The organism is Nocardioides seonyuensis, assembly GCF_004683965.1.
Classification (GTDB): Bacteria; Actinomycetota; Actinomycetes; order Propionibacteriales; family Nocardioidaceae; genus Nocardioides; species Nocardioides seonyuensis.
On sequence record NZ_CP038436.1, the window covers coordinates 1,559,966 to 1,584,173 of the forward strand.

Annotated in this window: 20 protein-coding genes; 12 read left to right on the forward strand and 8 right to left on the reverse strand. The window is 71.6% G+C overall.

Annotated features, from left to right (window positions below; genetic code table 11):
• Nucleotides 1-39: 39 nt before the first annotated feature.
• From EXE58_RS07660 to EXE58_RS07680, 5 genes are all read left to right on the forward strand, one after another.
• On the forward strand, nucleotides 40-501 hold the full coding sequence (locus EXE58_RS07660; RefSeq protein WP_135267335.1) for a universal stress protein: 462 nt from the start codon (nucleotides 40-42) through the stop codon (nucleotides 499-501).
• Between the two features lie 17 nt (nucleotides 502-518).
• Nucleotides 519-1,304: a 2-phosphosulfolactate phosphatase gene (locus tag EXE58_RS07665; protein ID WP_244242472.1), complete on the forward strand. Its 786-nt coding sequence runs from the start codon at nucleotides 519-521 to the stop codon at nucleotides 1,302-1,304.
• A gap of 59 nt (nucleotides 1,305-1,363) precedes the next feature.
• Nucleotides 1,364-4,258, forward strand: coding sequence for an AfsR/SARP family transcriptional regulator (locus tag EXE58_RS07670; protein ID WP_167288743.1), 2,895 nt, complete (start codon nucleotides 1,364-1,366; stop codon nucleotides 4,256-4,258).
• An 80-nt stretch (nucleotides 4,259-4,338) separates the two neighbouring features.
• Complete coding sequence (locus EXE58_RS07675) at nucleotides 4,339-4,860, forward strand: GNAT family N-acetyltransferase (RefSeq protein WP_208544168.1); 522 nt, start codon at nucleotides 4,339-4,341, stop codon at nucleotides 4,858-4,860.
• Between the two features lie 58 nt (nucleotides 4,861-4,918).
• On the forward strand, nucleotides 4,919-5,983 hold the full coding sequence (locus EXE58_RS07680) for an Ig-like domain-containing protein (protein WP_135267337.1): 1,065 nt from the start codon (nucleotides 4,919-4,921) through the stop codon (nucleotides 5,981-5,983).
• A gap of 112 nt (nucleotides 5,984-6,095) precedes the next feature.
• On the opposite strand, the gene EXE58_RS07685 is transcribed toward EXE58_RS07680, so the two are convergent.
• The 4 genes from EXE58_RS07685 to EXE58_RS07700 form a co-directional block, all read right to left on the reverse strand.
• Nucleotides 6,096-6,893, reverse strand: coding sequence for an ABC-2 transporter permease (locus tag EXE58_RS07685; RefSeq protein ID WP_135267338.1), 798 nt, complete (start codon nucleotides 6,891-6,893; stop codon nucleotides 6,096-6,098).
• Nucleotides 6,890-7,810 carry an ABC transporter ATP-binding protein gene (locus tag EXE58_RS07690; protein WP_135267339.1) on the reverse strand — a complete coding sequence of 307 codons (921 nt, stop codon included), beginning with the start codon at nucleotides 7,808-7,810 and terminating at the stop codon, nucleotides 6,890-6,892. The genes EXE58_RS07685 and EXE58_RS07690 overlap by 4 nt, the downstream gene beginning before the upstream one ends.
• A gap of 145 nt (nucleotides 7,811-7,955) precedes the next feature.
• Nucleotides 7,956-8,609 (reverse strand): response regulator, encoded by a 654-nt coding sequence (locus EXE58_RS07695; RefSeq protein WP_135267340.1) that lies wholly within the window; start codon nucleotides 8,607-8,609, stop codon nucleotides 7,956-7,958.
• A complete protein-coding gene (locus EXE58_RS07700; RefSeq protein ID WP_244242473.1) occupies nucleotides 8,606-9,775 on the reverse strand; it encodes a sensor histidine kinase in 1,170 nt (389 codons plus the stop codon). Before EXE58_RS07700 ends, EXE58_RS07695 begins: the two co-directional genes overlap by 4 nt.
• 167 nt (nucleotides 9,776-9,942) lie before the next feature.
• Here EXE58_RS07700 and EXE58_RS19475 point away from each other — a divergent pair, with 167 nt between their 5' ends.
• Together EXE58_RS19475 and EXE58_RS07705 are read left to right on the forward strand one after the other, a co-directional pair.
• Nucleotides 9,943-10,113 carry a hypothetical protein gene (locus EXE58_RS19475; protein WP_167288745.1) on the forward strand — a complete coding sequence of 57 codons (171 nt, stop codon included), beginning with the start codon at nucleotides 9,943-9,945 and terminating at the stop codon, nucleotides 10,111-10,113.
• A 77-nt stretch (nucleotides 10,114-10,190) separates the two neighbouring features.
• On the forward strand, nucleotides 10,191-12,353 hold the full coding sequence (locus EXE58_RS07705) for a RecQ family ATP-dependent DNA helicase (protein WP_135267342.1): 2,163 nt from the start codon (nucleotides 10,191-10,193) through the stop codon (nucleotides 12,351-12,353).
• A gap of 96 nt (nucleotides 12,354-12,449) precedes the next feature.
• Here the strand turns inward: EXE58_RS07705 and EXE58_RS07710 are convergent, their stop codons facing one another.
• Nucleotides 12,450-14,033 (reverse strand): DHA2 family efflux MFS transporter permease subunit, encoded by a 1,584-nt coding sequence (locus EXE58_RS07710; RefSeq protein WP_341869541.1) that lies wholly within the window; start codon nucleotides 14,031-14,033, stop codon nucleotides 12,450-12,452.
• Between the two features lie 77 nt (nucleotides 14,034-14,110).
• Nucleotides 14,111-15,685: a DHA2 family efflux MFS transporter permease subunit gene (locus EXE58_RS07715; protein ID WP_244242474.1), complete on the reverse strand. Its 1,575-nt coding sequence runs from the start codon at nucleotides 15,683-15,685 to the stop codon at nucleotides 14,111-14,113.
• A gap of 123 nt (nucleotides 15,686-15,808) precedes the next feature.
• Between EXE58_RS07715 and EXE58_RS07720 the strand changes: the two genes are divergently transcribed.
• Both EXE58_RS07720 and EXE58_RS07725 read left to right on the forward strand, forming a co-directional pair.
• Nucleotides 15,809-18,568, forward strand: coding sequence for a DEAD/DEAH box helicase (locus tag EXE58_RS07720; protein WP_135267343.1), 2,760 nt, complete (start codon nucleotides 15,809-15,811; stop codon nucleotides 18,566-18,568).
• Nucleotides 18,568-19,266: an SWIM zinc finger family protein gene (locus EXE58_RS07725; protein ID WP_244242475.1), complete on the forward strand. Its 699-nt coding sequence runs from the start codon at nucleotides 18,568-18,570 to the stop codon at nucleotides 19,264-19,266. The genes EXE58_RS07720 and EXE58_RS07725 overlap by 1 nt, the downstream gene beginning before the upstream one ends.
• Before the next feature lie 92 nt (nucleotides 19,267-19,358).
• Here EXE58_RS07725 and EXE58_RS07730 read toward each other — a convergent pair whose 3' ends face one another.
• Complete coding sequence (locus EXE58_RS07730; protein WP_135267345.1) at nucleotides 19,359-19,868, reverse strand: ferritin; 510 nt, start codon at nucleotides 19,866-19,868, stop codon at nucleotides 19,359-19,361.
• Nucleotides 19,865-20,446 carry an SACE_7040 family transcriptional regulator gene (locus EXE58_RS07735; RefSeq protein ID WP_244242476.1) on the reverse strand — a complete coding sequence of 194 codons (582 nt, stop codon included), beginning with the start codon at nucleotides 20,444-20,446 and terminating at the stop codon, nucleotides 19,865-19,867. Before EXE58_RS07735 ends, EXE58_RS07730 begins: the two co-directional genes overlap by 4 nt.
• 204 nt (nucleotides 20,447-20,650) lie before the next feature.
• Here EXE58_RS07735 and EXE58_RS07740 point away from each other — a divergent pair, with 204 nt between their 5' ends.
• The 3 genes from EXE58_RS07740 to EXE58_RS07750 all read left to right on the forward strand — a co-directional run bounded on the left by EXE58_RS07740 (nucleotide 20,651) and on the right by EXE58_RS07750 (nucleotide 24,165).
• Complete coding sequence (locus EXE58_RS07740; protein WP_135267347.1) at nucleotides 20,651-21,340, forward strand: response regulator transcription factor; 690 nt, start codon at nucleotides 20,651-20,653, stop codon at nucleotides 21,338-21,340.
• A gap of 10 nt (nucleotides 21,341-21,350) precedes the next feature.
• A complete protein-coding gene (locus EXE58_RS07745; protein WP_135267348.1) occupies nucleotides 21,351-22,535 on the forward strand; it encodes a sensor histidine kinase in 1,185 nt (394 codons plus the stop codon).
• A gap of 82 nt (nucleotides 22,536-22,617) precedes the next feature.
• Nucleotides 22,618-24,165: a carboxyl transferase domain-containing protein gene (locus EXE58_RS07750; protein WP_135269488.1), complete on the forward strand. Its 1,548-nt coding sequence runs from the start codon at nucleotides 22,618-22,620 to the stop codon at nucleotides 24,163-24,165.
• The last annotated feature ends 43 nt before the right edge of the window (nucleotides 24,166-24,208 follow it).

Sequence of the window (24,208 nt, forward strand, 5' to 3'; positions counted from 1 at the left end):
GCCCCTCTCGGAGCACGCCCGCCTCGCTAGGCTGAGGTCATGACGGAGCGCAGCTCAGTGGTGATCGACGGCGGGATACTGGTGGGCCACGACGGGTCCGCCGCGTCGGGTCGGGCCGTGGCGTGGGCAGCCGACCTTGCCGTCCGGCTCGGCCATCCCCTGCACGTCCTGCGTGCGTGGAGCCTGACCACGGCACCGAAGCCCGAGACGATGGAGCTCGGCTACGTCCCGCCGCCCGAGGACTTCGAGAAGGCCGTCCTCGCCGCACTCGCCCACGACATCGACGCGCTGGACCTGCCGACGGAGTGCGAGGTCGAGCTGCACGCCGCCCGCGGGCAGTCCTCGCACAGGCTGCTCGAGGCCGCCCACGGGGCCGACATGCTCGTGGTCGGTGCGCGCGGCGCCGGTGGCTTCCGGGGCCTGGGGTTCGGCTCCACCGCCGACCAGGTCGTGCGCAACTCGCCCGTCCCGGTCGTCGTCGTCCCCGCCAGCCGCGACTGAGCCGGCTCCTGACCCACGTGACGATCGACGCCAGGCCGGGGCACGACCAGGCGCGCCACCGTGTGCGCTGTGAGTGGGGACCCACCGGCGCGGCAGCGATCGGCTCCGACTACGCAGTCGTGGTCGACGTCCTGTCGTTCACGACCACGCTGACCGTGGCGCTCGAGGCGGGGATCGAGGTCTTCCCCTTCTCGTGGAAGGACGCCCGCGCCGCCGAGCACGCCGTACGACACGGCGCGACGCTCGCGGTGGGGCGCTTCGAGGCGCTGGGCCGGGCCGACGCCCGTCACATCTCGCTGTCCCCCGCCAGCATCGCGGCCGCCGAGGGGATCGAGCGCCTCGTGCTGCCGAGCCCCAACGGCTCGACGATCGCCTTCGGGCTCGCCGAGGCCGGGGCCACCGTCCTGGGTGCCAGCCTCCGCAACGCCGGTGCGGTGGCGCGGTGGCTCGCCGCGCGGGTGGCCGCCGGCGCCAGTGTGGCCGTCGTACCTGCCGGCGAGCGGTGGCCCGACGACACCCTGCGACCCGCCGTAGAAGACCTGTGGGGCGCCGGCGCGGTGCTCGCCGGCCTGGTCGACCACGGCATCGAGGGGCTCAGCCCCGAGGCGCGGGTGGCGGAGCACGCGTTCCGGGCGGCGCGCCTCCCCGATGACCTCAGCGAGGTGGCGAGCGCGGTCGAGCTCGCCGCGGCCGGGTTCCAGGACGATGTCGCCGTGGCGGGTGCGGTGGATGTCAGCGACGTCGTCCCGCTGCTGACGGGCGCCTCCTTCGTCCCGGCGACGCGCCGCGATCCGGCCGAATAGCACTGCGCCCGGGCGCGAGCACGCCTAGGCTCCTCCCCGGCAGAATGAGGGGGAGCGGAGTGATCGAGGTCCTGGGACCGCTGCAGGTCCGTGGCGACGGTGGCGTCGTCGACGTCGGCTCGCCACGCCACCGCGAGGTGCTGGCCGCACTCGTGGTGGACGTCGGCCGGGTCGTCTCCAGCGACGCGCTCCTCGAGCGGGTGTGGGGGGATGCGCGCCGTGGCGCGAGCACCTCCAACCTGCACGCCGTCATCTCGCGGCTGCGGGGGCGGCTCGAGGCGGCCGGCGAAGGCGTCCGGATCGCCACGGCCTCGCCCGGCTACCGCCTCGAGGCCGACGGTGCCGTGGACGCGCTCGTCTTCGCCGACCTCCTCGCTCGCGCGCGGTCGTCGTACGCCGCCGGCGACCTCGCCGACGCGCACACCGACCTCGAGGAGGCGCTCGCGCTGTGGCGCGGACCGGCGTACGGCGACATCTCGCTGCCGTTCGCCGAGGTCGAGGCGGCGCGGCTCGAGGGCCAGCGGCTCGCAGCGTGCGAGCTGATGGTCGACGTCGAGCTGCGTCTGGGCAAGACCGGGGCGGCGCTCGAGCGGCTCCCGGCCCTGGTGGGCGAGCAGCCCCTGCGGGAGGCGTTCCGTCGCCAGCAGATGCTGGCGCTCTACCGCTCGGGCCGACAGGCCGAGGCCCTGGAGGTCTTCGCCCAGGTGCGCGAGCTGCTGGCCGACGAGCTGGGGATCGACCCGGCTCCGCCGCTGCAGGAGCTCCACCAGCGGATCCTCGAACAGGACGAGGACCTCCTGGCCACGCCCGCCGAGGCGCCGGCCCCGACGCCGCGGTCCGGCGTGGCCGCGGACCACCCTCAGCCCGCCGCGTCGCCCTGGCACTCCGAGATCGTGGTCCCCGCCGACGACCTGGTCGGTCGCGAGCACGACGTGGAGTACCTCCGCGACCTCCTCACCGCCTCCCCGCAACGACTGGTCACGGTCACCGGCGTGGGAGGTGTCGGCAAGACGCGGCTGGCCTATGCCGTCGCGCAGGCCTCGCGGGAGGCGTTCCCCGACGGCGTCATGATCGTCTCCCTGGTCCCGCTCGCCGACCCCGACCTGGTGCTCCCGGCGATCGGTCGCGCGGCCGGGCTGAGCGGAGTCGAGGGCCTCGACCCGCTCGACGCTGTCGTCCAACAGCTCCGGACACGTCGGGTGCTGCTGGTGCTCGACAACTTCGAGCACGTCCTCGGCGCCTCTGCCTCGCTGGCCCAGCTGGTGGCCATGTGTCCGCGATTGACCGTGCTCGCCACGAGCCGGACCAGCCTGCAGGTGCGCGGAGAGCTGCACTACCAGCTCGCGCCTCTCGCACTCCCGGGCACCGAGGACGCCGACCCTGGGGTCGTCTCGGACTCCGCCGCGGCCGCGCTGTTCGTGGAGCGTGCCGGGCTCGTGGAGCCGGGGTTCGCGCTCGACGACACCAACGCCGCGGCCGTGGCCGGCATCTGTCGTCGGCTCGCGGGCATCCCGCTGGCACTGGAGCTCGCGGCTGCCCGCGCCCACCTGCTGCGGCCCGCTGACATCCTCGAGCGCATCGACCAGGTGATGGCGGCCTCCGGCGCCCGTGACCTGCCCGCGCGCCAGCGCACGATGAGGGCAGCGCTCGACTGGAGCTACCAGCTGCTGGAGCCCGACGAGCAGCGGCTCTTCCGGCTCCTGGCCGTCTTCGCCGACGGCTTCACCCTCGACGCCGTCGAGGCCGTGCAGACGGCCGCCTTTCCCGACGAGCACCTCGACGTCTTCGGGCTCCTGGAGTCCCTGGTGGCTCACTCGCTGGTGCTCCGCGACCACGACAACCCCGAGGTGGTGAGGTTCCGGATGCTCGAGCCGGTCAGCCAGTTCGCCGCCTCGTGCCTCGTCGGTGACGAGGAGCGAGCCGTCCGCAACGCCCACCTGCAGCACTTCCTGGAGCTGGCCGAGGAGTCCGCCACCTCCTACCGGAGCATGGGCAGCACCCGCGCGGCCCTCGCGGTGACCCAGCGCGAGCACGCCAACCACGTCGCGGCCGCCGAGTGGGCGCTCGACGCCGGCGAGGGCGATCTTGCCGGGCGCATGGTGTGGGCGATGTGGCTCTACTGGTGGCTGCGCGGCCACCTGATCGTGGGACGCCGCCTGGCCCAGGGGTGCCTCGACCTGGACCCCAGCGGTCCCGTCGCGGTCCGGGCCCACGCGGTGATGGGCGCGATGGCCTTCGCGCAGGGTGACACCGTGCTGGCCCGCCACTGGTGCCGCGGGGCCACGCTGGGACGGAGCATCGGCGACCAGGAGGGCGAGGCCCACAACGTCGCCGGCGAGGGGCTGATCGCGTTGGCCGAGGATCACCTGGTCGAGGCCGAGGAGCGCTTCGTGGCGACCATCGAGCTGTGCGAGAGCGTCGACCTGGCCGGCGAGTGGCTGTGGACGCTCGCCCACGTGTGGCTCGGCACCGTCCGCCTGCTGCAGGGCTCTCCGGAGGCAGCCGTCCCACTCCTCGAGGGCGCCCTCGAGGCAGCCCGGCGCCGTGACGACCCGCCGGGCATCTACATCGCCCTGTTCACCTCGGTCCAGGTCGCGCTCTCCCTCGGTGACCTGGCGACTGCCAGGACGCAGCTCCACGAGGGCGTCGGGCTGAGCCTCGAGACCGGCGACATGGCCAACCTCGCCTACTTCCTCGAGGCGCTCGCCGTGGTCGAGTCCCAGGAGGGTCGCCACGAGCACGTCCTGATGCTCCACGGCGCCGCGGGCCGCCTGCGCGAGACCGTGGGCGCCAACATCTACGGCTACTACCAGCCGGACGAGCAGCTGCTGGCCGACGCCCTGGGCAGGGCGCGCGCCGAGCTCGGTCCGTCGTACGACGACGTGGTCGCCCGCGGCCGCGCCCTGACCATCGAGGGCGTGGTCGCCCTCGCCACCGGCCAGCCGCAGGCCTGATCCCGCCGAGCCCGCAACCAGCCGCAGCATCGCAGCCAGCCGCAGGCGACCCGCAAGACCGCCCGGCGAACGTTGTCGCCATGAGCACCGACGTCATCACCTGGCTCCCCGAGGAGTGGTCGCACCCCGTCCACGTCCCGATGGGCCGGGACCACCACCTGCGGCCCCTCCGGGCGACCGACCTGGATCTTGCCACCGCCGCCGTATCGTCCTCCCGGGTCCGGCTGTGGTCGATCTACGGCCGCGCCTGGGGCTGGCCGCCGGCGGGCCTCACCCGGGAGCAGGAGCTCGTGGAGCTCACCCGGGCCGAGGCCGAGATCGCGGCCCACGAGTCCTTCGACTACGGCCTGTTCGACCGCGACGAGACGGCGCTGCTCGGGTGCGTGCACCTGGACCCGACGCCCAAGACCGGCGCCGATGCCGACATCTCCTGGTGGGTCGTCGACGCACTGGTCGGCAGCGAGTTGGAGGCACTTCTCGCGACCTTCGTGCCCACCTGGGTCGCCGCCGAGTGGCCCCTGGCCCGGCCCCGCTACGTCGGGCGCGACCTCACCTGGGACGACTGGCTCGACCTCCCCGAGGACGTCCCACCACTCCCCTGACAGATCGACCCATCACTCCAACCATCACCACTCGCAAGACACCACGAAAGGCACCGCCATGAAGAAGCTCCCCCTGGCCCTGACCGCGATGACCGCCATCGTCGCAGGCCTGCTCGCACCCGGAGGCGCAAGCGCCAGTGCGGGCACCTGGAACGACGGGTTCCAGTACGAGGACCAGATGGTCAGCTGCGCTACCGGCCAGGTGACGACCGGCGTGAGCGCCAACGTCGGCTGGATGTCGCCGACCGGCGCAGTGCCGAAGGTCGGTGAGGTGTTCTGGCTGCGCGGCTATGCCGGGCTCGTCGGAATGCCGTGCAGCAGCGGCACCAACATCATCCCCGAGATCATGGTCCCCGACGGGATCGAGTTCGCCGAGGGCGAGGTCCGTTGGGACATCAGCAAGCCGGGTGAGCAAGTCCTCACCGAGGACCCGATCAGCGCCGACCCCAACGGACAGAACGGCGGGATCATGATCGGCAACGCCGACGAGACCCCCTTCAAGCTCAGGCAGGGCGAGATCCTGGAGTTCCAGTTCCCGGTGCGTGCCACCCGCGAGCTCAAGGGCCCGGCCACCCAGCAGCCCCAGTGCCAGTCGCGCATCGACGGGGACGCACCGTGCCCGATCAGCCAGTCCGGTGACCACTTCCAGGTCGCCTTCCTGACCAACGGCCACGGTGGCGACCGGTGGTACGTCACGCCGTTCGTCGGGCTCTTCGCGACCGACGGCAGCACGCCGCCGCCGACCACGCCGCCGACGACGAACCCGGTGCCCGGTCCCGGCACCACGCCGACCCCCGGCACCACCCCGGCACCGGCCCCTGCCCCCGGCTCGGCCGCGGGCCAGGCGGCGTCGAGCACGTCGGCGAAGTGGAAGATCACCAAGGCCGGCAAGGGCAAGGCCACCATCACGGTCACCTCGGGTGCCGCTCCGGTGGGCGGCGTGATCGTCAAGGACAAGGGCCGCACCCTGGCCAAGGCGACGCTCAAGGCGACCGACAACGGCCGGGTGGTCATCAAGCTCCCCCGGCTGCGCAAGGGCAAGCACGTGCTCGTCGCGCAGTTCCGAGGCTCGTCCACCGTGGCCGCCTCGGTCTCCCCCAAGCGGGTGGTCCGGCTCCGCTGACCCGCGCCCTCCCTCTCACGGCCGCACCGTCGCTCCCCCCGGCGGTGCGGCCGTGGTCTCGCACACCAGTGGCCCTGCCGTGGACACGGCAGGGCCACTGGCGCGTTCGGGACTACTTGACCTCGGACCGCAGGACGAGCCTCAGCCCGAGCAGGGCCGGCAGCACGAGCCAGAACGAGGTGGTCACCCCGATCTGTGCCCACTGCTCCGCGCTCGGCGTCCCCTCGAAGAGGAACGACCGCGCCCAGTTCGCGTCCACCCACGGCTGGATGTCGACGAACCCAGGCTCGCTGGCGCTCAGGATCCCGGCGATGGCCGGGAGCACCAGGGCGAGCACGAGGTACGCCACCAGCGCGCCGGCCGAGCTCCGGAAGACCATTCCCAGCATCGTGCCGGTGAGCAGGCACAGCAGGCTGCCCAGCACGATGTTGAAGACCTCGACGGCCGAGACGTCCCAGACCAGGTCGGTGCCGGCGATCGCCGTACCCACCAGGTTCCCGACCACACCGACGGCGAGGGCGAAGAACATCGCGACGACGCCGACGACCACCGAGGAGATGGTCTTGGCCAGCAGGACCCGGCTGCGGTCGGGGACCATCGTGAACGTGGACAGCCCGGTGCGCTGGCTCCACTCCCCGGTGATGGAGAGCGCCGCGATCATCGGCAGCACGAGCGTCATGGGGAAGCCGAGAGCCTTGGCGAACGTGTAGAAGGTCAGGTCCTCGTCGGGCGCGAAGAGGACCACCCCGATCATGGTCAGCAAGGCGAAGATCACGATGCTGGCCATCAGCCAGAACCCCGATCGGGTGTCGAACATCTTGCGAAGCTCCACGCGGACGACACGTCCCAGGGGGACGGGCGCCACGCGCACTGCCTGCACGTCTCGGACGAGGGTGGCCGTGGTGGTCATGCTGCTCTCCTCTCACTCTTGGTGTGTCGCTTGTTGTCTCGCTGGGTGTCGGCGGTGAGCTGGAGGAACATGTCCTCGAGGCCACTGTCGGTGGGACGCAGGTCCGTGACGACGACCCCGGCCCGGAGGGCAACCCGTCCCACGTCGGCCGGGTCGGCGTCGGTGCTGATGACGCCGTCATGGAGGAGGGTGGTGTCGGCCCCGGTCGCCTGCAGGGCCCCGAGCAGCACCCGTGGGTCCTCTGCCCGCACGACGCTGCCCACTCCCCGCAGCAGGTCGGCCTTGCTCCCCTGGCACACGGTTCGACCCGCGCCGATCATCACGATGTCGTCCGCGATGACCTCCACCTCACGAAGGAGGTGCGAGGAGAGCAGGACGGCGCCGCCACGGTCGGCGAAGTCGCGGAGCAGGTCGCGCATCCAGCGGATCCCCGCGGGGTCGAGACCGTTCGCCGGCTCGTCGAGGATGAGCGCACCCGGGTTGCCGATCAGGGCAGCGGCGATCCCGAGGCGTTGCCGCATCCCGAGGGAGTAGTTGCCCACCCGGCGGTCCGGCTCGTCGCCGGTGAGGCTGACCAGCTCGAGCATCTCCTCGACGCGTCCGGCCGGCACCCCCATGGTGCGTTGGGCGATCGTGAGGATCTCCCGGCCGGTACGGCCGGCGTGCTGGGCCGATGCGTCGAGCATGACGCCGACCTCACGCCCGGGGTTCGGCAGGTCGCGGAAGGAACGTCCGGCCACGGTCGTCGTGCCCGAGGTCGGCTTCGTCAGGCCGACGACCATCCGCATGGTGGTGGACTTCCCCGCGCCGTTGGGACCGAGGAAACCGGTGACACGGCCCGGCTCGGCCACGAAGCTGACGTCGTCGACGACGAGGTTGTGGCCGTACTTCTTGGTGAGGTTCTCGATGGTGATCACGAGGACTCCTTTCGTGGGTGATGACTGGTTCTCGACGCTAGGTACGGCGCCGCGGGCGCGCGTCGTCGAGAGGTCGCGAGCCCGCTGCGACCAAGCGAGGAGGCCGGTCCTCCGGAAGTAGGACCCTGGTCGGGCAGGGGGCTGCTCAGGCCTCGTGCTGGAAGAGCCCGGACTGGTAGGCGAGGACGATCGCCTGGGCACGGTCGCGCAGCCCCAGCTTCTGCAGCAGGCGGGTGACGTGTGTCTTGACCGTCGTGTCGCTGATGAACAGCTCCTCGCCGATCTCGGCGTTGGAGAGCCCTCGGGTGATCAGCTCGAAGACCTCGAGCTCCCTGGAGGTCAGGTCGGCGATCCCGGGGGGCGGCGCCTGGTGGCGGGTGCCGGCGAAGTGGCGGATCACCCGCCGGGTGACCGTCGGGGAGAGCAGCGCCTCGCCGGACGCGACCGTCCGCACGGCTGCCAGCAGCTGCTCGGGCGGGTCGTCCTTCAGCACGAAGCCGCTCGCGCCGGCGCGCAGTGCCTCGAACACGTAGTCGTCGAGGTCGAAGGTCGTCAGGATCAGCACCCGGGCGTCGCTGTCGGTGGCGAGGATGCGCCGCGTCGCCTCCAGACCGTCGAGCTCGGGCATCCGGATGTCCATCAGGATCACGTCCGGGTGCAGGCGGGCCGCGTGTGCCACGGCCTCCCGGCCCGTGGCGGCCTCCGCCACGACCTCGATGCCGGGCTCGTCGGACAGCAGCATCCGGAACCCGGCGCGGACCATGGCCTGGTCGTCCACCACGAGCACGCGGATCGTCATGGCCGCTCGACCTCCCGCGGCAGGCGGGCGCGGACGAGGAAGCCGCCTCCGGGGGCGGGCCCGGCCGACATCTCGCCGCCGAAGAGCTTGACCCGTTCGCGGATGCCCACGAGACCGTGGCCGTGGCCACCGCTGGCTCCCGGGTCCCCGGCTCCGTGGTCCCGGACCTCGAGCAGCAGCTCGTCGGGTGCGTAGTCCACCGTCACCTCGGCCCGTCCAGCGCCGGAGTGCCGCAGGCTGTTGGTGAGTCCCTCCTGGACGATGCGGTAGGCCGACAGGTCGAGCCCTGGGGGCAGCGGCACCGGCTCGCCGCGCACGTGCACGTCGACCCTCAGTCCCGCGGCGTCGACGTCGTGCACGAGGCGGGCGAGGTCGCCCAGTCCGGGACGCGGCAGCAGCTCGGCCTCGTCCCCCTCCTCGCGCATGGCGGTGAGGAGTCGGCGCATCTCGGCGAGCGCCGTACGTCCGGCCTCCTCCACGTTTCGCAGGGCCTCACGCTCCGCCTCGGCGTCCTCGGGCAGGCGGTGGCGTACGGCTCCGACCTGGAGCACGATCACGCTCACGGCGTGGGCGACCACGTCGTGGAGCTCGCGGGCGATCCGGCCGCGCTCCTCGGCGACGGCGATCCTGGCCGCGGCCTCGCGCTCCCGCTCGGCACGGACGGCCCTGCCCTCGGCGGCCTCGGTGCGCTCGGTCCTCTCGCGCAGGGCCCAGCCGACCAACCAGCCGATCGCGAACATCAGCGGCACGGAGAGCAGGTCGTCGGCCGAGGAGTCTGGTCCGTTGCGCACGACCGCCACCGAGCCGGTCAGCACGATCACCAGCCCCAGGCGGGACAGCGCCGCGTTGCGGTGGCTGCCGAGGAGCACCGCGGCACCCATCCCCGCGATGAGGATGGCGCCCCCGTTGACGATCAGCTGCCCGTCGAGGAAGGACAGGGCGGAGCACATGACCCACGTGCACGCGGGCGCCGCGAACGGGAACCTGTGGCGGGCCAGCAGCACCAGCACCGCGCCGGTGATGCCGATGACCCCGAGCACGAAGCGCGGCCCGGTCGGGTGCAGCAGGTCGTCACGCAGCACGGTCGTCGTCGCGGTCACCACCGCCGTGACCACGACCAGGAGGTCGAGGCCAAGTCTGGCGGCGAACGGCCCGGCGCGGCTCACCCCGTCAACGTACGGCGAGTGCGTTCCCGACGGCGTCCACCAAAGGGAGGACATCGACTCGCCGCTCGGTACCCCCCAGGACGCGGCCTTCCGACGACGCGCGGCGGCGCGAGCGCTCCTAGCGTCGGAGACGTCCCGCAGCACCCCATCGCACCGAGGAGACCGAGATGAGCACCTCACGCACCATCGAGCACGAGCAGGGCACCTACGTCCCCCGACCCCGCCACCTCCACAACGGCTACTACGCAGGCGACTTCCGCCACGCGCGGCCCACGTCACCCGAGACCCTGCAGATGATCATGGACATGCATCGTCCGCCCTGGACGCCGCCCCTGTGAACCCACCGCACGTCCTTCCCGCCGCCGCCTGTGGATGGCGGCGGCGGGTCGTCGGCGCCTGTTGGTAGACAGTGCGCATGACCCCACAGGCGAGCGACGACGTACGACACCAGGCGCGTGCCGCTGCCGAGGAGCACCTGCGGGCGCTGGTCGGCCGCGACGACGCGGTCCTGCGCGAGGACCAGTGGTCAGCCATCGAGGCGCTGGCAGTCGACCGGCGCCGGGCGCTGGTGGTCCAGCGCACCGGGTGGGGCAAGTCGGCCGTCTACTTCGTGGCGACCCTGCTGCTGCGAGCCCAGGGAGCCGGGCCGACGGTGATCATCTCGCCCCTGCTGGCGCTGATGCGCAACCAGATCGCCGCCGCCGAGCGCGCCGGCATCCGAGCCGTCACGATCAACTCCACCAACATCGAGGCGTGGCAGCCCATCCACGACTCGATCCGAGCCGGCGAGGTCGACGTGCTGCTCGTGAGTCCCGAGCGGCTCAACAACCCGGGCTTCCGGGACGAGGTGCTGCCTCGGCTGGCCGCCACCGCCGGGCTCCTCGTCATCGACGAGGCCCACTGCATCTCCGACTGGGGTCACGACTTCCGCCCCGACTACCGCCGCATCCGCACCCTGCTCGGCGAGCTGCCCGAGGGCATCCCCGTGCTCGCCACCACCGCCACCGCCAATGCCCGGGTGACCGCCGACGTGGCCGAGCAGCTCGCTCCGCCCGAGTCGACTTCGCTGGTCGAGGAGGGCCCCCCGGGCCCGTCACGAGACCACGTCCTCGTGCTGCGCGGCTCGCTCGACCGTGAGTCGCTGCGGCTCGGCGTCGTGCAGCTCAAGACCCCCGAGCAGCGCCTGGCCTGGCTCGCCGACCACCTCACCGAACAGCCGGGCTCCGGCATCATCTACTGCCTCACCGTCGCGGCGACCCAGGAGGTCGCCGCCTACCTCCGCGAGCGCGGTCACGAGGTCCGGGCCTACTCCGGCCAGACCGAGACCACCGAGCGACAGGCCCTCGAGGAGGCCCTGGTCGAGGGACGGATCAAGGCGCTGGTCGCCACCAGCGCGCTGGGGATGGGATTCGACGCCACCTTGGGCTTCGTCATCAACCTGGGTGCGCCCCAGTCGCCGGTGGCCTACTACCAGCAGGTCGGCCGGGCCGGGCGTGGCACCGACGAGGCGAGCGTGGTGCTCCTGCCCCAGATCGAGGACCGCGACATCTGGGCCTACTTCGCCTCCCTCGCCTTCCCCGGCGAGGAGCAGGTGCGCACGACGCTCGACGTGCTGGCCGGCGCCGGCCGCCCGCTGTCGACTCCTGCCCTCGAGACCAGCGTCGACCTCAGCCGCAACCGCCTCGAGACGATGCTCAAGGTGCTCGACGTCGACGGGGCCGTGCGCCGCGTCCAGGGCGGCTGGGTCGCGACGGGCGAGCCCTGGACCTACGACGCCGAGCGCTACGCCAGGGTCGCCCAGGCCCGGGAGCGCGAGCAGCAGGCGATGCTCGACTACCTCCGCACCACCGAGTGCCGGATGCGCTACCTCCGCCACCAGCTCGACGACCCGACGAGTGCCGACTGCGGGCGGTGCGACAACTGTGGCGGGCTGTCGCTGTCCACGTCGGTGTCAGAGGCTGCCGTCGCCCAGGCTGGTGAGCGACTGGCACGGCCCGGCGTGGCGATCGAGCCGCGCAAGATGTGGCCCACGGCCCTCTCCGGCCTCGGCCTGTCCCTGAGCGGCAAGATCAAGGAAGGTGCCGAGGAAGGTCGCGCCATCGCCCGGCTGACCGACCTCGGCCACGGCCAGGCGTTGCGCGAGCTCTTCCGCGAGTCCACCGTCGACGGCCCGGTGCCGCCGCGGCTGGCCCAGGCCTTGCTGACGGTGATGAAGGACTGGTCGACCACGTGGTCGGCCCGTCCTGACGTCATCGTCGCGGTCGAGTCGGCTCGCCGGCCCGCCCTGACACGAGACCTGGCCGACGGGCTGGCCCGGGTCATGCAGATCCCCGTGGCCGGGTCGTGGGCCCTCGTCGACCCCGACGTCCCGCCCGGCGCCGGTCAGGCCAACTCCGCCCAGCGGGTCGCCGCCGTCAGCCGTCGCTTCGCGCTGCAGGCGGAGGTCCCAGCCGCGGCGAGCGTGCTGCTGGTCGACGACCTCGTCGTCTCGGGGTGGACGCTCACCCTCGCGGCCCGCGCGCTTCGCGAGGCAGGCGCGGGCGCCGTGCTGCCGCTCGCACTCGGCACCCAGACCTGACCGCTACCGAACGGTCGCGGGGTCTGCGCAGGCACGAGGCCCCCGATCCGTTCGGAAACGGAGCGGGGGCCAATCGCGCGTGCTGGACTCGCGGGGTCAGTGACCCATCAGCGCGGCGGGATCCACCGGCTCGACCCGCTTACGCGGGAGGAAGGCCGCCGGGATCAGGCAGCAGGCAACCAGGATCGTGGCGACGACGAACACTGTCGCGAACGAGTCGGCCATGTCCTGGGTCGCCTGCGTGAAGATCCCCGGGAGTGCGGCCGGGTCGATACCGAGCGCCTGCGCGGCCTGGGCGACGACCGAGGGGTCCTCGTTGCCGTCGGTCGCCTCGTTGAGCGCCGTGGCCTGCGCGACCGCATCGCTCTTCTTGAGCTCGTTGGTCAGGATCACCGAGAAGAGCGCCGTCCCGATCGAGGCCGCGACCTGCTGGGTGATGTTGAGCAGGGTCGAGCCGCGGGCGACGTTGTGCTCGGTCAGCGTGGCAAGCGCGGCCGTCATGATCGGCATCATCGTGGCGCCGAGCCCCAGCCCCATGACGAAGAGCGCCGACAGCATGTAGGCGTAGGACGTGTCGGCGCCGATCTGGGTGAACATCCCCAGGCCGGCGGTGATCACCGAGATGCCGACCAGGACGATCTTGCCGGGACCGATGCGGTCGGCCAGGATGCCGGCGATCGGCATGGTGAGCATCGCGCCCACGCCCTGCGGGGCCAGGAGCAGGCCCGCGCCGAGAGCGTCCTCCCCGCGCACCTGGATGAAGTAGAGCGGGAAGAGCAGCGAGGCACCGAAGAAGGCGATGGCGAAGAGCATCATCGCGATCACGGCCACCGTCATGTTCTTGTTGACGAACAGACGGAGCTCGACGAGCGGGTGGATGTTGTTGCGGTTGAGCGCCCACGGGACGAACGCGACGATCAGCAGGAGGCCCACCGTAGCCGGGATCCCGACCTCCTTGGCGAAGAAGGTGCCGTGCTCGGGGATGGAGCTGACGCCGTACAGGAACGCGGCGAGACCCGGCGAGAGCAGCAGCATGCCGATCCAGTCGAAGGTCTCCGACGGCTCGACCTCGTCCTTGGGAAGGACGACGGCGGCGTAGACGAGCGCGGCGACGCCGATGGGCAGGTTGATCAGGAAGATCCACTGCCACGAGGCGTTGTCGATGAGGGCACCGCCGATGATGGGCCCGAAGATCGGGCCGAGCAGCATGGGGATGCCCATGATGGCCATGACGCGCCCGATGCGCTCGGGGCCGGCCGCGTGGGTCAGGATCGTCATGCCGAGCGGCATCAGCATGCCACCGCCGAGGCCCTGCAGGACGCGGTAGATCACGAGCAGCTCGAGCGAGGTGGCCATGGCGCACAGCACCGAGCCGGCGGTGAACAGCGTGACGGCCACCAGGTAGAGCCGCTTGGTGCCGAAGCGGTCGGCCGCCCAGCCCGTCAGCGGAATGACGCTGGCGAGTGCCAGCGTGTAGCCGGTCATGGTCCAGGCGACGTCGGCCGCGGTCGCGTCGAACTCCTCCTGGAAGGTGTTGAGCGCCACCGAGACGACCGTGATGTCGAGGATGGACATGATCGCGCCGAGGACGACGACGCCGGCGACCATCAGGACGCTCTTGTCGAGCTTGTCGGTGTGCTGGGGCGCGGTCTCGCCCTCGTGGATGTCGGTGTGTGTCACCCGTGAAGGTTATTGGTTGCCGCTGACAACCGACCAATCATTATCGCGGTGGGCTGGGTCACGTGCGGAGCGCGAGGTCAGTGCCTGACCCCGGCGCTCGGATCGACCGGGCCCTCGGGCGGATTGCGCGGCAGGAAGAAAGCCGGGACGAGGACGCAGCCCACCAGGGCCGTGGCGACGACGAAGACCATCGCGAACCCGTCGGCGAGCTCCGGCAGCGCCGCGGGCGCGAGCGCATCGAGCTGGGCCCTGAGCTCGGCGGCCTTCGCTCCGCTGGCCTGGGAGAGCATCCCCTTGACGGCCTGGTAGGTGCCGGCGGTCTCGCTGCCCTTGACCTGGTGGGTCAGCACGACCGAGAGGAGCGCCGTGCCGATCGCTCCGGCGAGCTGGTTGGTGATGTTCATCAGTGCCGTGCCGCGGGCGATGTCGTGGTCGGCGAGCGTCTGGAGCGCCGAGCTCATGATCGGCATCATCGTGGAGCCCATGCCCAGGCCCATGACGAACAGCGCGCCGAGCATGAAGCCGTAGGACGTGTCGGCCTCGAGCTGGGTGAACATCGCCATCCCGATCGTGACCAGGGTGACGCCGACCATCACGACCTTCCCGGGCCCCTTCCTGTCGGCGAGGAGCCCGGCGACGGGCATCGTGATCATGGCCCCCAGGCCCTGGGGGGCGAGGAGCAGACCGGCGCCGAGGGCATCCTCCCCACGGACCTGCTGGAAGTAGAGCGGGAAGAGCAGCGATGCACCGAAGAACGCCATCGCGAACAGCGCCATGGCGATCACGGCCACCGCCATCTTGAGGTTCTGGAGCAGCCGCAGCTCGACGAGTGGCCGGATGTTGCGCCCGCTCAGTGCCCACGGCACGAAGGCGACGACGAGCACCAGGCCCAGCGTGGCAGGCAGGCCCACCTCGCGGTGCAGGAAAGTGCCGTGCTCGGGGATGGAGGAGACGCCGTAGAGGAAGAGTGCGAGCCCGGGCGAGAGCAGCAGCATGCCGATCCAGTCGAAGGTCTCCGACGGCTCGACGTGATCCTCGGGCAGGACGACCATCGCGTAGCCCAGCGCGATGACCCCGATCGGCAGGTTGATCAGGAAGATCCACGGCCACGACGCGGTCTCGATGAGCCAGCCGCCCAGGATGGGCCCGAAGATCGGGCCGAGCAGCATCGGGATGCCCAGCACCGCCATCACCCGCCCGATGCGGTTCGGTCCGGCAGCCCGGGTCAGGATCGTCATCCCGAGCGGCAGCAGCATGCCGCCCCCGAGGCCCTGCAGCACCCGGAACATGACGAGCACCTGCAGCGAGTCGGCGAGGGCGCACAGCACGGAGCCGACCGTGAAGAGGAACACCGCCAGGAGGTAGAGGCGCTTGGTCCCGAAGCGGTCGGCCGCCCATCCCGTCAGCGGGATCACCGACGCCAGGGCGAGGGTGTAGCCGGTCATGGTCCAGGCGACCTGGGCGGACGTCGCCTCGAACTCGTTCTGGAAGGTCTCCAGCGCCACCGACACGACCGTGATGTCGAGGATCGACATGATGGCTCCCAGGACGACGACGCCGGCCACGAGCAGCACCGGCTTGTCGAGCCGGTCGCTGTGCTCCGGCGGGCGCTCCGGGGTGTGCTCGGCGGGGGTCGCGTCGGTGGTGGTCACCGATGGAGGCTATTGGCGCGACAGGCCACCGGCCGGTCCGTCTCGCGGCGGGCTGGCGATGCCGGGAACTCGCTGTGGGTGCTCCGCGTTAGGTTCGAGGTCGGTCGAGGGAGGGTGTGCTGCATGGGTTTCGTCCCGGTGACCGGACCCGCGAGATTCATCGCGGCCGAGCCTCCTCGCGAGGGGGCCATCGAGTTCAGTGACGACCGGCGCCGGATCGTGCTGCCGGTGCGTGGCGCCCTGCCGGTGCTGGCCGGGGCGCGGGGAGACCTCGACGCCCACCCGTCGGTGGCCCTGATGGCCGGCACCGCACTGCTCGGCCTCCAGCTCGTCGCGGCCGGCCGGTTCGCCCCTGACCCCGGCGGCGACCACTGGCGCGTCGCCGGCCTCGAGCCCGCCGACGAGCAGCGCATCCTCGACCTGGCCACCGCCCGGTCCCACGACGGCTTCGACGTCGCCACCGCCGAGGGCGTGGTGCGGGCGCTGCTCGACGCGATCGTCGACACCGTTCCCCGCACCGCCCCCCTCGCCGCTCGACGTACGACACCCCGCGCAGCGCCGCGGCTGCGACTGGTCACCGCCGCTCCCGCCGAGCCCGACGAGTTCAGCCACCAGCTCCAGCAGCGCCTGGCGCGGATGCGTGCCCGCCACAGCGACGACCGGCCACACCTGGTGTCGCTCTCGCTGCGGGTCGAGGCCGACGAGGAGGAGCTGGTCGCCGGAGCCGTCCGCCTGGTCCTGCAGGTGCACGCGCTCGACAATCCCTCCCACCTCGCTGACGCAGCCGTCCTCTGGGCCGAGGCGGGACCCGAGGCCACCCACGGGTTCGGTGAGCGCGCCCGCACCCACGCGGCGATCGCCCTGCGCGCCGCCGCCGACGCGTGGCCGGTGCTCGACCGCCTCCTCGACCTGCGTGTCCCCGACCAGATCACGCTCGACTCCGACGAGCTCCTCTCGCTCCTCGACTCGGGCGCGGTGGCGCTGGAGGCTGCCGGCTGCCCGGTGCTGTGGCCGCGCTACCTCGACCGCGACGTCACCCAGCGCGTGGAGCTGGGTGCTGCGCCGAGCACCCGGGCACAGAGCGGTCGCGAGGAGCCCCTGCAGGAGGGTCTCTTCGGGCCGCAGGCGCTCTTCGGCTTCCGGTGGCAGCTCTCCCTGCACGGCGATCCCCTCACCGAGGACGAGATGGATGCCCTCGCCCACAGCACGGCGCCGATCATCAAGCTCCGCGACAACTGGGTCGCGGTCGACTCCGGTGTCCTCAAGCGTGCGCGCAAGCGCCTGCTCCGCACGGTCACCCCGGCGCAGGCGCTGGCGGCGGCGCTCACCGAGGTCGTCGAGGTCGAGGACGGCAGCTACCAGGCGGTGGTGGGCGCGAGCCTGCTCAGGGTGCGCGACCGCCTCCTCACGTCCGCGACGAACGAGCCCGTCGACGTGCCGCCGGGGCTGCAGGCGACATTGCGCGACTACCAGCGTCACGGCCTCACCTGGCTCGCCGAGCTCACCTCGCTCGGGCTGGGCGCGTGCCTCGCCGACGACATGGGACTCGGCAAGACCATCACCGTGATCGCGCTCCACCTGCACCGGCGGGGTCTCGAGACAGGAGGCGGACCGACGCTGGTGGTGTGCCCTGCCTCGCTGCTCGGCAACTGGGAGGCCGAGATCCGCAGGTTCGCTCCCGGCGTGCCCGTGCGCCGTCACCACGGTTCGGCCCGCGACCTCGACGGCGCCGAGCTCGGGTTCGTGCTGACCACCTACGGCACCATGCGCAACGACGCGGCACTGCTGGCCGAGGTGCCGTGGGACCTCGTCGTCGCCGACGAGGCACAGCACGTGAAGAACTCCCGGTCCGCGGCTGCGCGCGCGCTGCGCACCATCCCGAGTCGGGCCCGGGTGGCGTTGACCGGGACACCCGTCGAGAACGACCTCTCCGAGCTCTGGTCGATCCTCGACTGGGCGATCCCCGGACTGCTCGGCAGCCGCGCTGCCTTCCGCAAGGCGTGGGCGGCGCCGATCGAGGCGGGCGTCGACCCGGCGAAGGCTCGGCAGTTCGCTGCCCTGATCGACCCCTTCCTGCTGCGTCGCCGCAAGTCCGACCCCGGCATCGCGCCTGAGCTCCCGGCCAAGACCGAGACCGATCACCTGATCGGGCTCACCCGTGAGCAGGTCGTCCTCTACGAGACGTTGGTCCGCGACTCCATGCGGCGCATCGAGGAGGCCGACGAGGAGACGCGTCGCGGTCTGGTCCTCAAGCTGTTGACGGGGCTCAAGCAGATCTGCAACCACCCGGCCCACTACCTGCGTCAGGCCAACCCACGGCTGCGCGGCCGCTCCGAGAAGCTCGACCTGCTCGACGAGCTCCTCGGCACCGTGCTCGCCGAGGACGGCGCCGTCCTCGTCTTCACTCAGTACGTCGCCATGGCTCGCCTGCTCGAGCACCACCTCGCCGCCGCCGGCATCCCGCACCAGCTGCTCCACGGCGGCACCCCGGTGCGCGAGCGCGAGGCGATGGTCGCGCGGTTCCAGGCGGGGCCGGGCGACCCGGCGCACGTGCCGGTCTTCCTGCTGTCCCTCAAGGCCGGTGGCACCGGGCTCAACCTCACCCAGGCTGACCACGTCATCCATTTCGACCGCTGGTGGAACCCCGCCGTCGAGGACCAGGCGACCGATCGCGCCTACCGCATCGGGCAGACCCGGCCGGTGCAGGTGCACCGGTTCGTCACGCAGGGCACCATCGAGGAGCGGATCGCGGCGCTGCTGACCCGCAAGCGGTCGATCGCCGACTCCGTGCTGGCTCGCGGGGAGACGGCGCTCACCGAGCTCAGCAACGACGACCTGCGCGACCTGGTGGAGCTGCGACCCGATCCGGCCGGCGGCCGCTGATGGGCTCGGTGAGCCATCCCCGCCTCGCACCCCGCCGGTCGGCGACCGGCGGCACGTGGTGGAGCAAGGCGGTGCTGCGTGCCGTCGAGGAGGCCGCCTTCTCGCAGACCGACCTCAAGCGCGGCCGCGCGCTCGCCCGCGCCGGTGCCGTCGGCAGCATCTCCGTCACCGAGGGCAGCGCCGTGGCCGCGGTGCACGAGCGCGACGACACCTTCACGGTGACCGTCACGGTCCCGGTGCTCGACGACGTCGGGGCCGCGACCTTCGTCGAGGTCGTTGCTGCCGAGTCCGGCCGGATCGGCGCGCTGCTCGCCGGTCAGCTGCCGCACCCGTTCGTCGAGGCGATCGAGGAGGCCGGCGTCGAGCTGCTGCCGTACGGCGGCGAGCTCGGTGCCGCCTGCACCTGCGACGCCTGGCTCGACCCCTGCCCCCACGCGCTGGCGGTGCTCACCCAGGTGGCCTGGCTGATCCAGGCCGAGCCGTTCGTGCTGACGCACCTGCGCGGGCTCTCCCGCGAGGTGGTGCTGCAACGGCTCCACGACATGACGCTCCGACCGGGCGACGGCGCGGCCACGGGATCCGACGAGGCACTGGGTCGCACCGACGACGACCTCGCGGTCGCCGTCGACGCCGCGGACCGCGCGGCCCGGGCGGTGGAGCTGTTCGAGCAGGGCCGCGCCGACGACCTCACCCTCTAGGCCGCGCGACGACCGGATCGTCGTACGTCGTTCAGGACGTGTGCTGTCTCGGCTGCCCGGGCCGCCGGATCGTCAGACGTCCCGCACGAGGCTCAGGCCTCGGTGGTGGCGAGCGGGCGGGCGCCGAGCTCCTCGTCGAGGCGCAGCAGGCCGGGACCGTCGTCGTTGATCATCTCCACGCGTCCGACGATCTCGCGGACGGTGGCCTCCTCCTCGACCTGCTCCTCCAGGAACCAGTTGAGGAGCGGTCGGGCGTCGAGGTCGCCCTCGGCCTCGGCGGCACGGTAGAGGTTGCGGATCGACTCGGAGACCCGCTGCTCGTGCTGGAGGGCCGCGCTGAAGGCGTCCAGGACAGAGGTCACCGTCACCTGCGGAGCGTTCATGGCCCCGATCCTGGGGTGGTTGTCGCGGTCGGCGAGGTGGTCGATGAACTTGTTGGCGTGGACGATCTCCTCGTCCGCCTGGTGGCGCAGCCAGGCCGCCATCCCGGGGAGGTCCCGCAGCTCCAGCTCGATCGCGAGCTGCCGGTAGACCAGCGAAGCCTCGAACTCCAGGGTGATCTGGTCGTTGAACGCGTCCTCGAGAGTGGCGGAGAGCTTCATGACTCCGAGCGTAGCGACACCCTCGGATCAGTCGGGACCCCCATCGCACGCAGCGCGGTCGTGCGGAGCAGCTCGCGCATCTGGTCGTCCGGGAGCAGCCCGCTGTGGGGGGTGGAGTTGATCAGGCCGAACGCGATGTGGGCGGTGGCCCGTGCGGTCTCGGGACGGAGCGACAGGTCGACGCGACGCAGCTGGCTCGCCCACACGTCGACGTAGTCGCGCTGGAGGGCCCGCACCCGCTCGCGGGCCGGCGCCGGCAGGGATGCCCAGTCGCGGTCCTGGACGACGATGAGCGCGCGGTGGCCGAGGGCGAACTCGATGTGCCAGTCGATCAGCGCCTCGAGGGCCTCGACCGGGCTCGTGGACTCCCGGACCCGCACGCGACCCTCGCTGAGCAGCTCCTCGCTGATCGAGACGAGCATGTCGGCCAGCATCGCGTCCTTGGACGGGAAGTGCTTGTAGAGCGCGGGCCCGCTGACGCCGCAGGCAGCGCCGAGGTCGGCCACCGACACGCCGTGGAAGCCGCGCTCGGCGAAGAGCTCGGCGGCGATGTCGAGGATCTGCTGACGACGGGTCACCCCACTGAGGTTAGTGGTCACTAACCTCAAGTGCTGGCCCTGTGTCCCGTGATCGAGACGCGGAAACGGAATCATGCTTCACCCCACAAATGCCCCGCAGACAGTGTGCGGCCGTGCGGCGGGGTCTGCAGCGGTGCAGCCACCTGTTCCACGGTGGTGCCAGCACCAACGCTCGGGAGACGACGGGCGCACTAGGCTCCGGCCATGGGGATCCGACTGGTGCTCGCCGAGGACGGCGACCTGCTGCGTGCGGGCATCCTGGCGCTCCTGGAGTCCTACGAGGACCTCGAGATCGTCGCCACCGCCACCAGCCTGCCGGAGCTGCTCTCGGCCGTCGCCGAGCACGAGCCGGACGTCGTGCTCACGGACATCCGGATGCCTCCCGACTTCACCGACGAGGGCATCCGTGCCGCGAACCAGCTCCGCCAGACCCATCCGGGCACCGGCGTCATCGCCCTGACGCAGTACAGCGACGTCGAGTACGCCCTGGACCTCGTGCGCGACGGCAGCGACGGTCGCGGCTACCTCCTCAAGGAACGGGTCGCCGCCGTTGACGAGCTCGTCGCCGCCATCCGCACGGTCGCCGCGGGTGGATCGGTCATCGACCAGCTCGTCGTCGACGCGCTGGTCGCCACCAGCACCCGGCGGCACGACTCCGTCCTCGACCGGTTGACCAAGCGCGAGCTCGAGGTCCTCGCGATGGTCGCGCGCGGGATGACCAACGGCTCGATCGCCGCAGCGCTGGTGATCAGCGAGCGCTCGGTCGAGAAGCACATCAACTCGATCTTCAGCAAGCTCGACCTCCCGGCGGACTCCCCGGTGCACCGCAGGGTGGCAGCGACGCTCGTGTTCCTCAGCGAGGCGGGAGTCGGCGGCAGGAACCGGCTCCTGTGAAGGGGCCCCGATGACGGTGCTCTCGGGATGGAGCACCCTCGAGCCCTCGCTCCAGCGGATCCTGCGCTGGAACCTCACCGCGATGACGGTGTCGCTCGCGATCCTCGTGCTCGTCTACTCCGGCGGCTACCGGCACGGCTCGGTGCGCAACGACATCTTCGCCCTGGCGGCCTCGGTCGTGGTGATGCTCAGCACGCTGCTGGTCGCCAAGCGGTGGGGGCCGGGCATCACGGTGCTGGGGCTGACGGTGGCAGCGACGCTGTTCTCCGTGGCGGCCACGTGGGCCAGCCCCTACCTGAGCCCCCTGTGCGTGATGATCATGCTGCTGCCGCTCCTGGTGGCTGTGAACCACCTGTCGCGGCGCTGGATCAACGGACTCATGGTCCATGCCGTGCTCGGCGGGGCCGCCGTGGCCGCACTGGCCGAGTGGCGCCGCGACGCGATGCCCACCGACACCTGGCTGGTGGGCGCGGTCGTCATCGGCACCTTCATGCCCAGCGCGTCGCTGATCGTGGTGTTCCTGGTCCGCGACACCTTCCACCGGTTGAACAGCCAGTCCGAACAGCTGCGCGAGTCCCGCCGCCGAGTCGGGGAGGTGGCGGACGCGGCGAGGCGGAGCATGGAGCGCGACCTGCACGACGGCGCCCAGCAGCGCCTGCTGGCGATGAGCGTCACGATCGAGCGCGCCCGCAAGGCGGTTGCCGCCGGACAGACCGAGGACGCCGCCGTGCTGATCAGCCAGCTCGCCGACGACAACCACGAGACCACGCGCGAGCTGCGAGAGCTCGCGCGCGGCATCTACCCGCCCCTGCTCGCCGAGCGCGGCCTGGTGGCCGCGCTGCAGTCTGCGGCCCGGCGCGCCGCGCTGCCGGTCACCCTGCACGCCGACGACTTCGAACGGCCCCCGATGGCAGTGGAGAACGCCGCCTACTTCTGCATCCTCGAGGCGCTGACCAACGCCATCAAGCACTCCAGCGCCACCGAGGTGGTCATCACGCTGCGTGCCGACCCGGGCCTGGAGTTCTTCGTCGCCGACGACGGCCGTGGCTTCGACCCGGCCGCGGTGTCGACCCCCAACGGCCTGCTGGGCATGGAGGCGAGGATGGAGGCGGTCCAGGGGGTGCTGCACGTCATGTCCGCGCCGGGCAGGGGCACGACGCTGCACGGACGCTTCCCGGCTGACCTGGACGCTTGACCCACCTGGACGGCTGATCGATCTGGACGGTGAGGTTAACGATCGCTAACCTGACGGTGTGGCCGACACCCTTCCCCCCACGATGCGCGAGCTCGTCGACGACCTGCGCGCCCGCCTTGAGCGAGCACGCCTCGGTGGCTCCGAGAGCGCGCGGCGCAAGCACACCGACCGGGGCAAGCTCCTGGTCCGCGACCGCGTCGACCGCCTCCTCGACCCCGGCAGCCCCTTCCTCGAGCTGAGCCCGCTCGCGGCGTTCGGGATGTACGGCAAGGACGCCGCTGACGACTACGCCGTCCCCAGCGCGAGCATCGTCACCGGCATCGGGCTCGTCCACGGCAGACCCGTGATGGTCATCGCCAACGACGCCACCGTCAAGGGCGGCACCTACTACCCGATGACGGTCAAGAAGCACCTCCGGGCGCAGACGATCGCGGCGGAGAACCACCTTCCCTGCATCGCCCTGGTCGACTCAGGCGGGGCGTTCCTGCCGATGCAGGACGAGGTCTTCCCCGATCGCGAGCACTTCGGGCGCATCTTCTTCAACCAGGCCAACCTCTCTGCCAAGGGTGTGCCGCAGCTCGCTGCCGTGATGGGCTCCTGCACGGCCGGCGGCGCCTACGTGCCGGCGATGTCGGACGAGACGGTCATCGTCCGCAACCAGGGCACGATCTTCCTCGGAGGCCCGCCACTGGTGAAGGCCGCGACCGGCGAGGTCGTCACGGCCGAGGAGCTGGGCGGCGGCGACGTCCACGCCCGCACCTCCGGGGTCGTCGACCACCTCGCCGAGGACGACGCCCACGCGCTCGCCATCCTGCGCAGCGTCATCGACACGCTCCCCGCCCGGGGTCTCGTGACAGGACTTCGTCCTTCCTCGACCATCGGGGGCGACGTCGAGGAGCCCCACGAGCCGCCGGAGTCGCTCTACGACGTCGTGCCCGCCGACACCCGCACGCCGTACGACGTGCGCGAGGTCATCCGCCGCGTCGTCGACGGCAGCCGGTTCCACGAGTTCAAGAAGCTGTACGGCGACACCCTGGTGTGCGGCTTCGCGCGGATCCACGGCCACGAGGTCGGCATCGTGGCCAACAACGGGATCCTGTTCAGCGAGTCCGCGCTCAAGGGCGCCCACTTCGTCGAGCTGTGCAACCAGCGCAAGATCCCGCTGGTCTTCCTGCAGAACATCACCGGCTTCATGGTCGGCCGCGAGTACGAGAACAAGGGCATCGCCCGCGACGGCGCCAAGCTGGTCACCGCGGTGGCGTGCAGCGTCGTACCCAAGTTCACCATCGTCATCGGCGGCTCGTTCGGCGCCGGCAACTACGGCATGTGCGGTCGCGCCTACGACCCGCGGTTCCTATGGATGTGGCCCAACGCGCGGATCTCGGTGATGGGCGGCGAGCAGGCCGCCGGCGTGCTGTCGACCGTCGCGGGCCGCGAGGACGACGAGGAGTTCAAGGCGCCGATCCGCGAGCAGTACGAGACCCAGGGCAACCCCTACTACGCCACCGCGCGGCTGTGGGACGACGGCGTCATCGACCCCGCCGACACCCGCCGGGTCCTCGGCATGGCGCTGACGGTGACGTCCACCGTCCCCGTGCCCGAGCCCTCCTACGGCATCTTCCGCATGTAGTACCTCGGTCTCGTGACAGGACTTCGTCCTTCCTCGACCACCG

Coding starts and splice junctions, on each gene's coding strand:
- EXE58_RS07660 (WP_135267335.1), top strand. CDS start 40: ATGACGGAGCGCAGCTCAGTGGTGATCGACGGCGGGATACTGGTGGGC.
- EXE58_RS07675 (WP_208544168.1), top strand. CDS start 4,339: ATGAGCACCGACGTCATCACCTGGCTCCCCGAGGAGTGGTCGCACCCC.
- EXE58_RS07680 (WP_135267337.1), top strand. CDS start 4,919: ATGAAGAAGCTCCCCCTGGCCCTGACCGCGATGACCGCCATCGTCGCA.
- EXE58_RS07685 (WP_135267338.1), bottom strand. CDS start 6,893: ATGACCACCACGGCCACCCTCGTCCGAGACGTGCAGGCAGTGCGCGTG.
- EXE58_RS07695 (WP_135267340.1), bottom strand. CDS start 8,609: ATGACGATCCGCGTGCTCGTGGTGGACGACCAGGCCATGGTCCGCGCC.
- EXE58_RS19475 (WP_167288745.1), top strand. CDS start 9,943: ATGAGCACCTCACGCACCATCGAGCACGAGCAGGGCACCTACGTCCCC.
- EXE58_RS07705 (WP_135267342.1), top strand. CDS start 10,191: ATGACCCCACAGGCGAGCGACGACGTACGACACCAGGCGCGTGCCGCT.
- EXE58_RS07720 (WP_135267343.1), top strand. CDS start 15,809: ATGGGTTTCGTCCCGGTGACCGGACCCGCGAGATTCATCGCGGCCGAG.
- EXE58_RS07725 (WP_244242475.1), top strand. CDS start 18,568: ATGGGCTCGGTGAGCCATCCCCGCCTCGCACCCCGCCGGTCGGCGACC.
- EXE58_RS07730 (WP_135267345.1), bottom strand. CDS start 19,868: ATGAAGCTCTCCGCCACTCTCGAGGACGCGTTCAACGACCAGATCACC.
- EXE58_RS07740 (WP_135267347.1), top strand. CDS start 20,651: ATGGGGATCCGACTGGTGCTCGCCGAGGACGGCGACCTGCTGCGTGCG.
- EXE58_RS07745 (WP_135267348.1), top strand. CDS start 21,351: ATGACGGTGCTCTCGGGATGGAGCACCCTCGAGCCCTCGCTCCAGCGG.
- EXE58_RS07750 (WP_135269488.1), top strand. CDS start 22,618: ATGCGCGAGCTCGTCGACGACCTGCGCGCCCGCCTTGAGCGAGCACGC.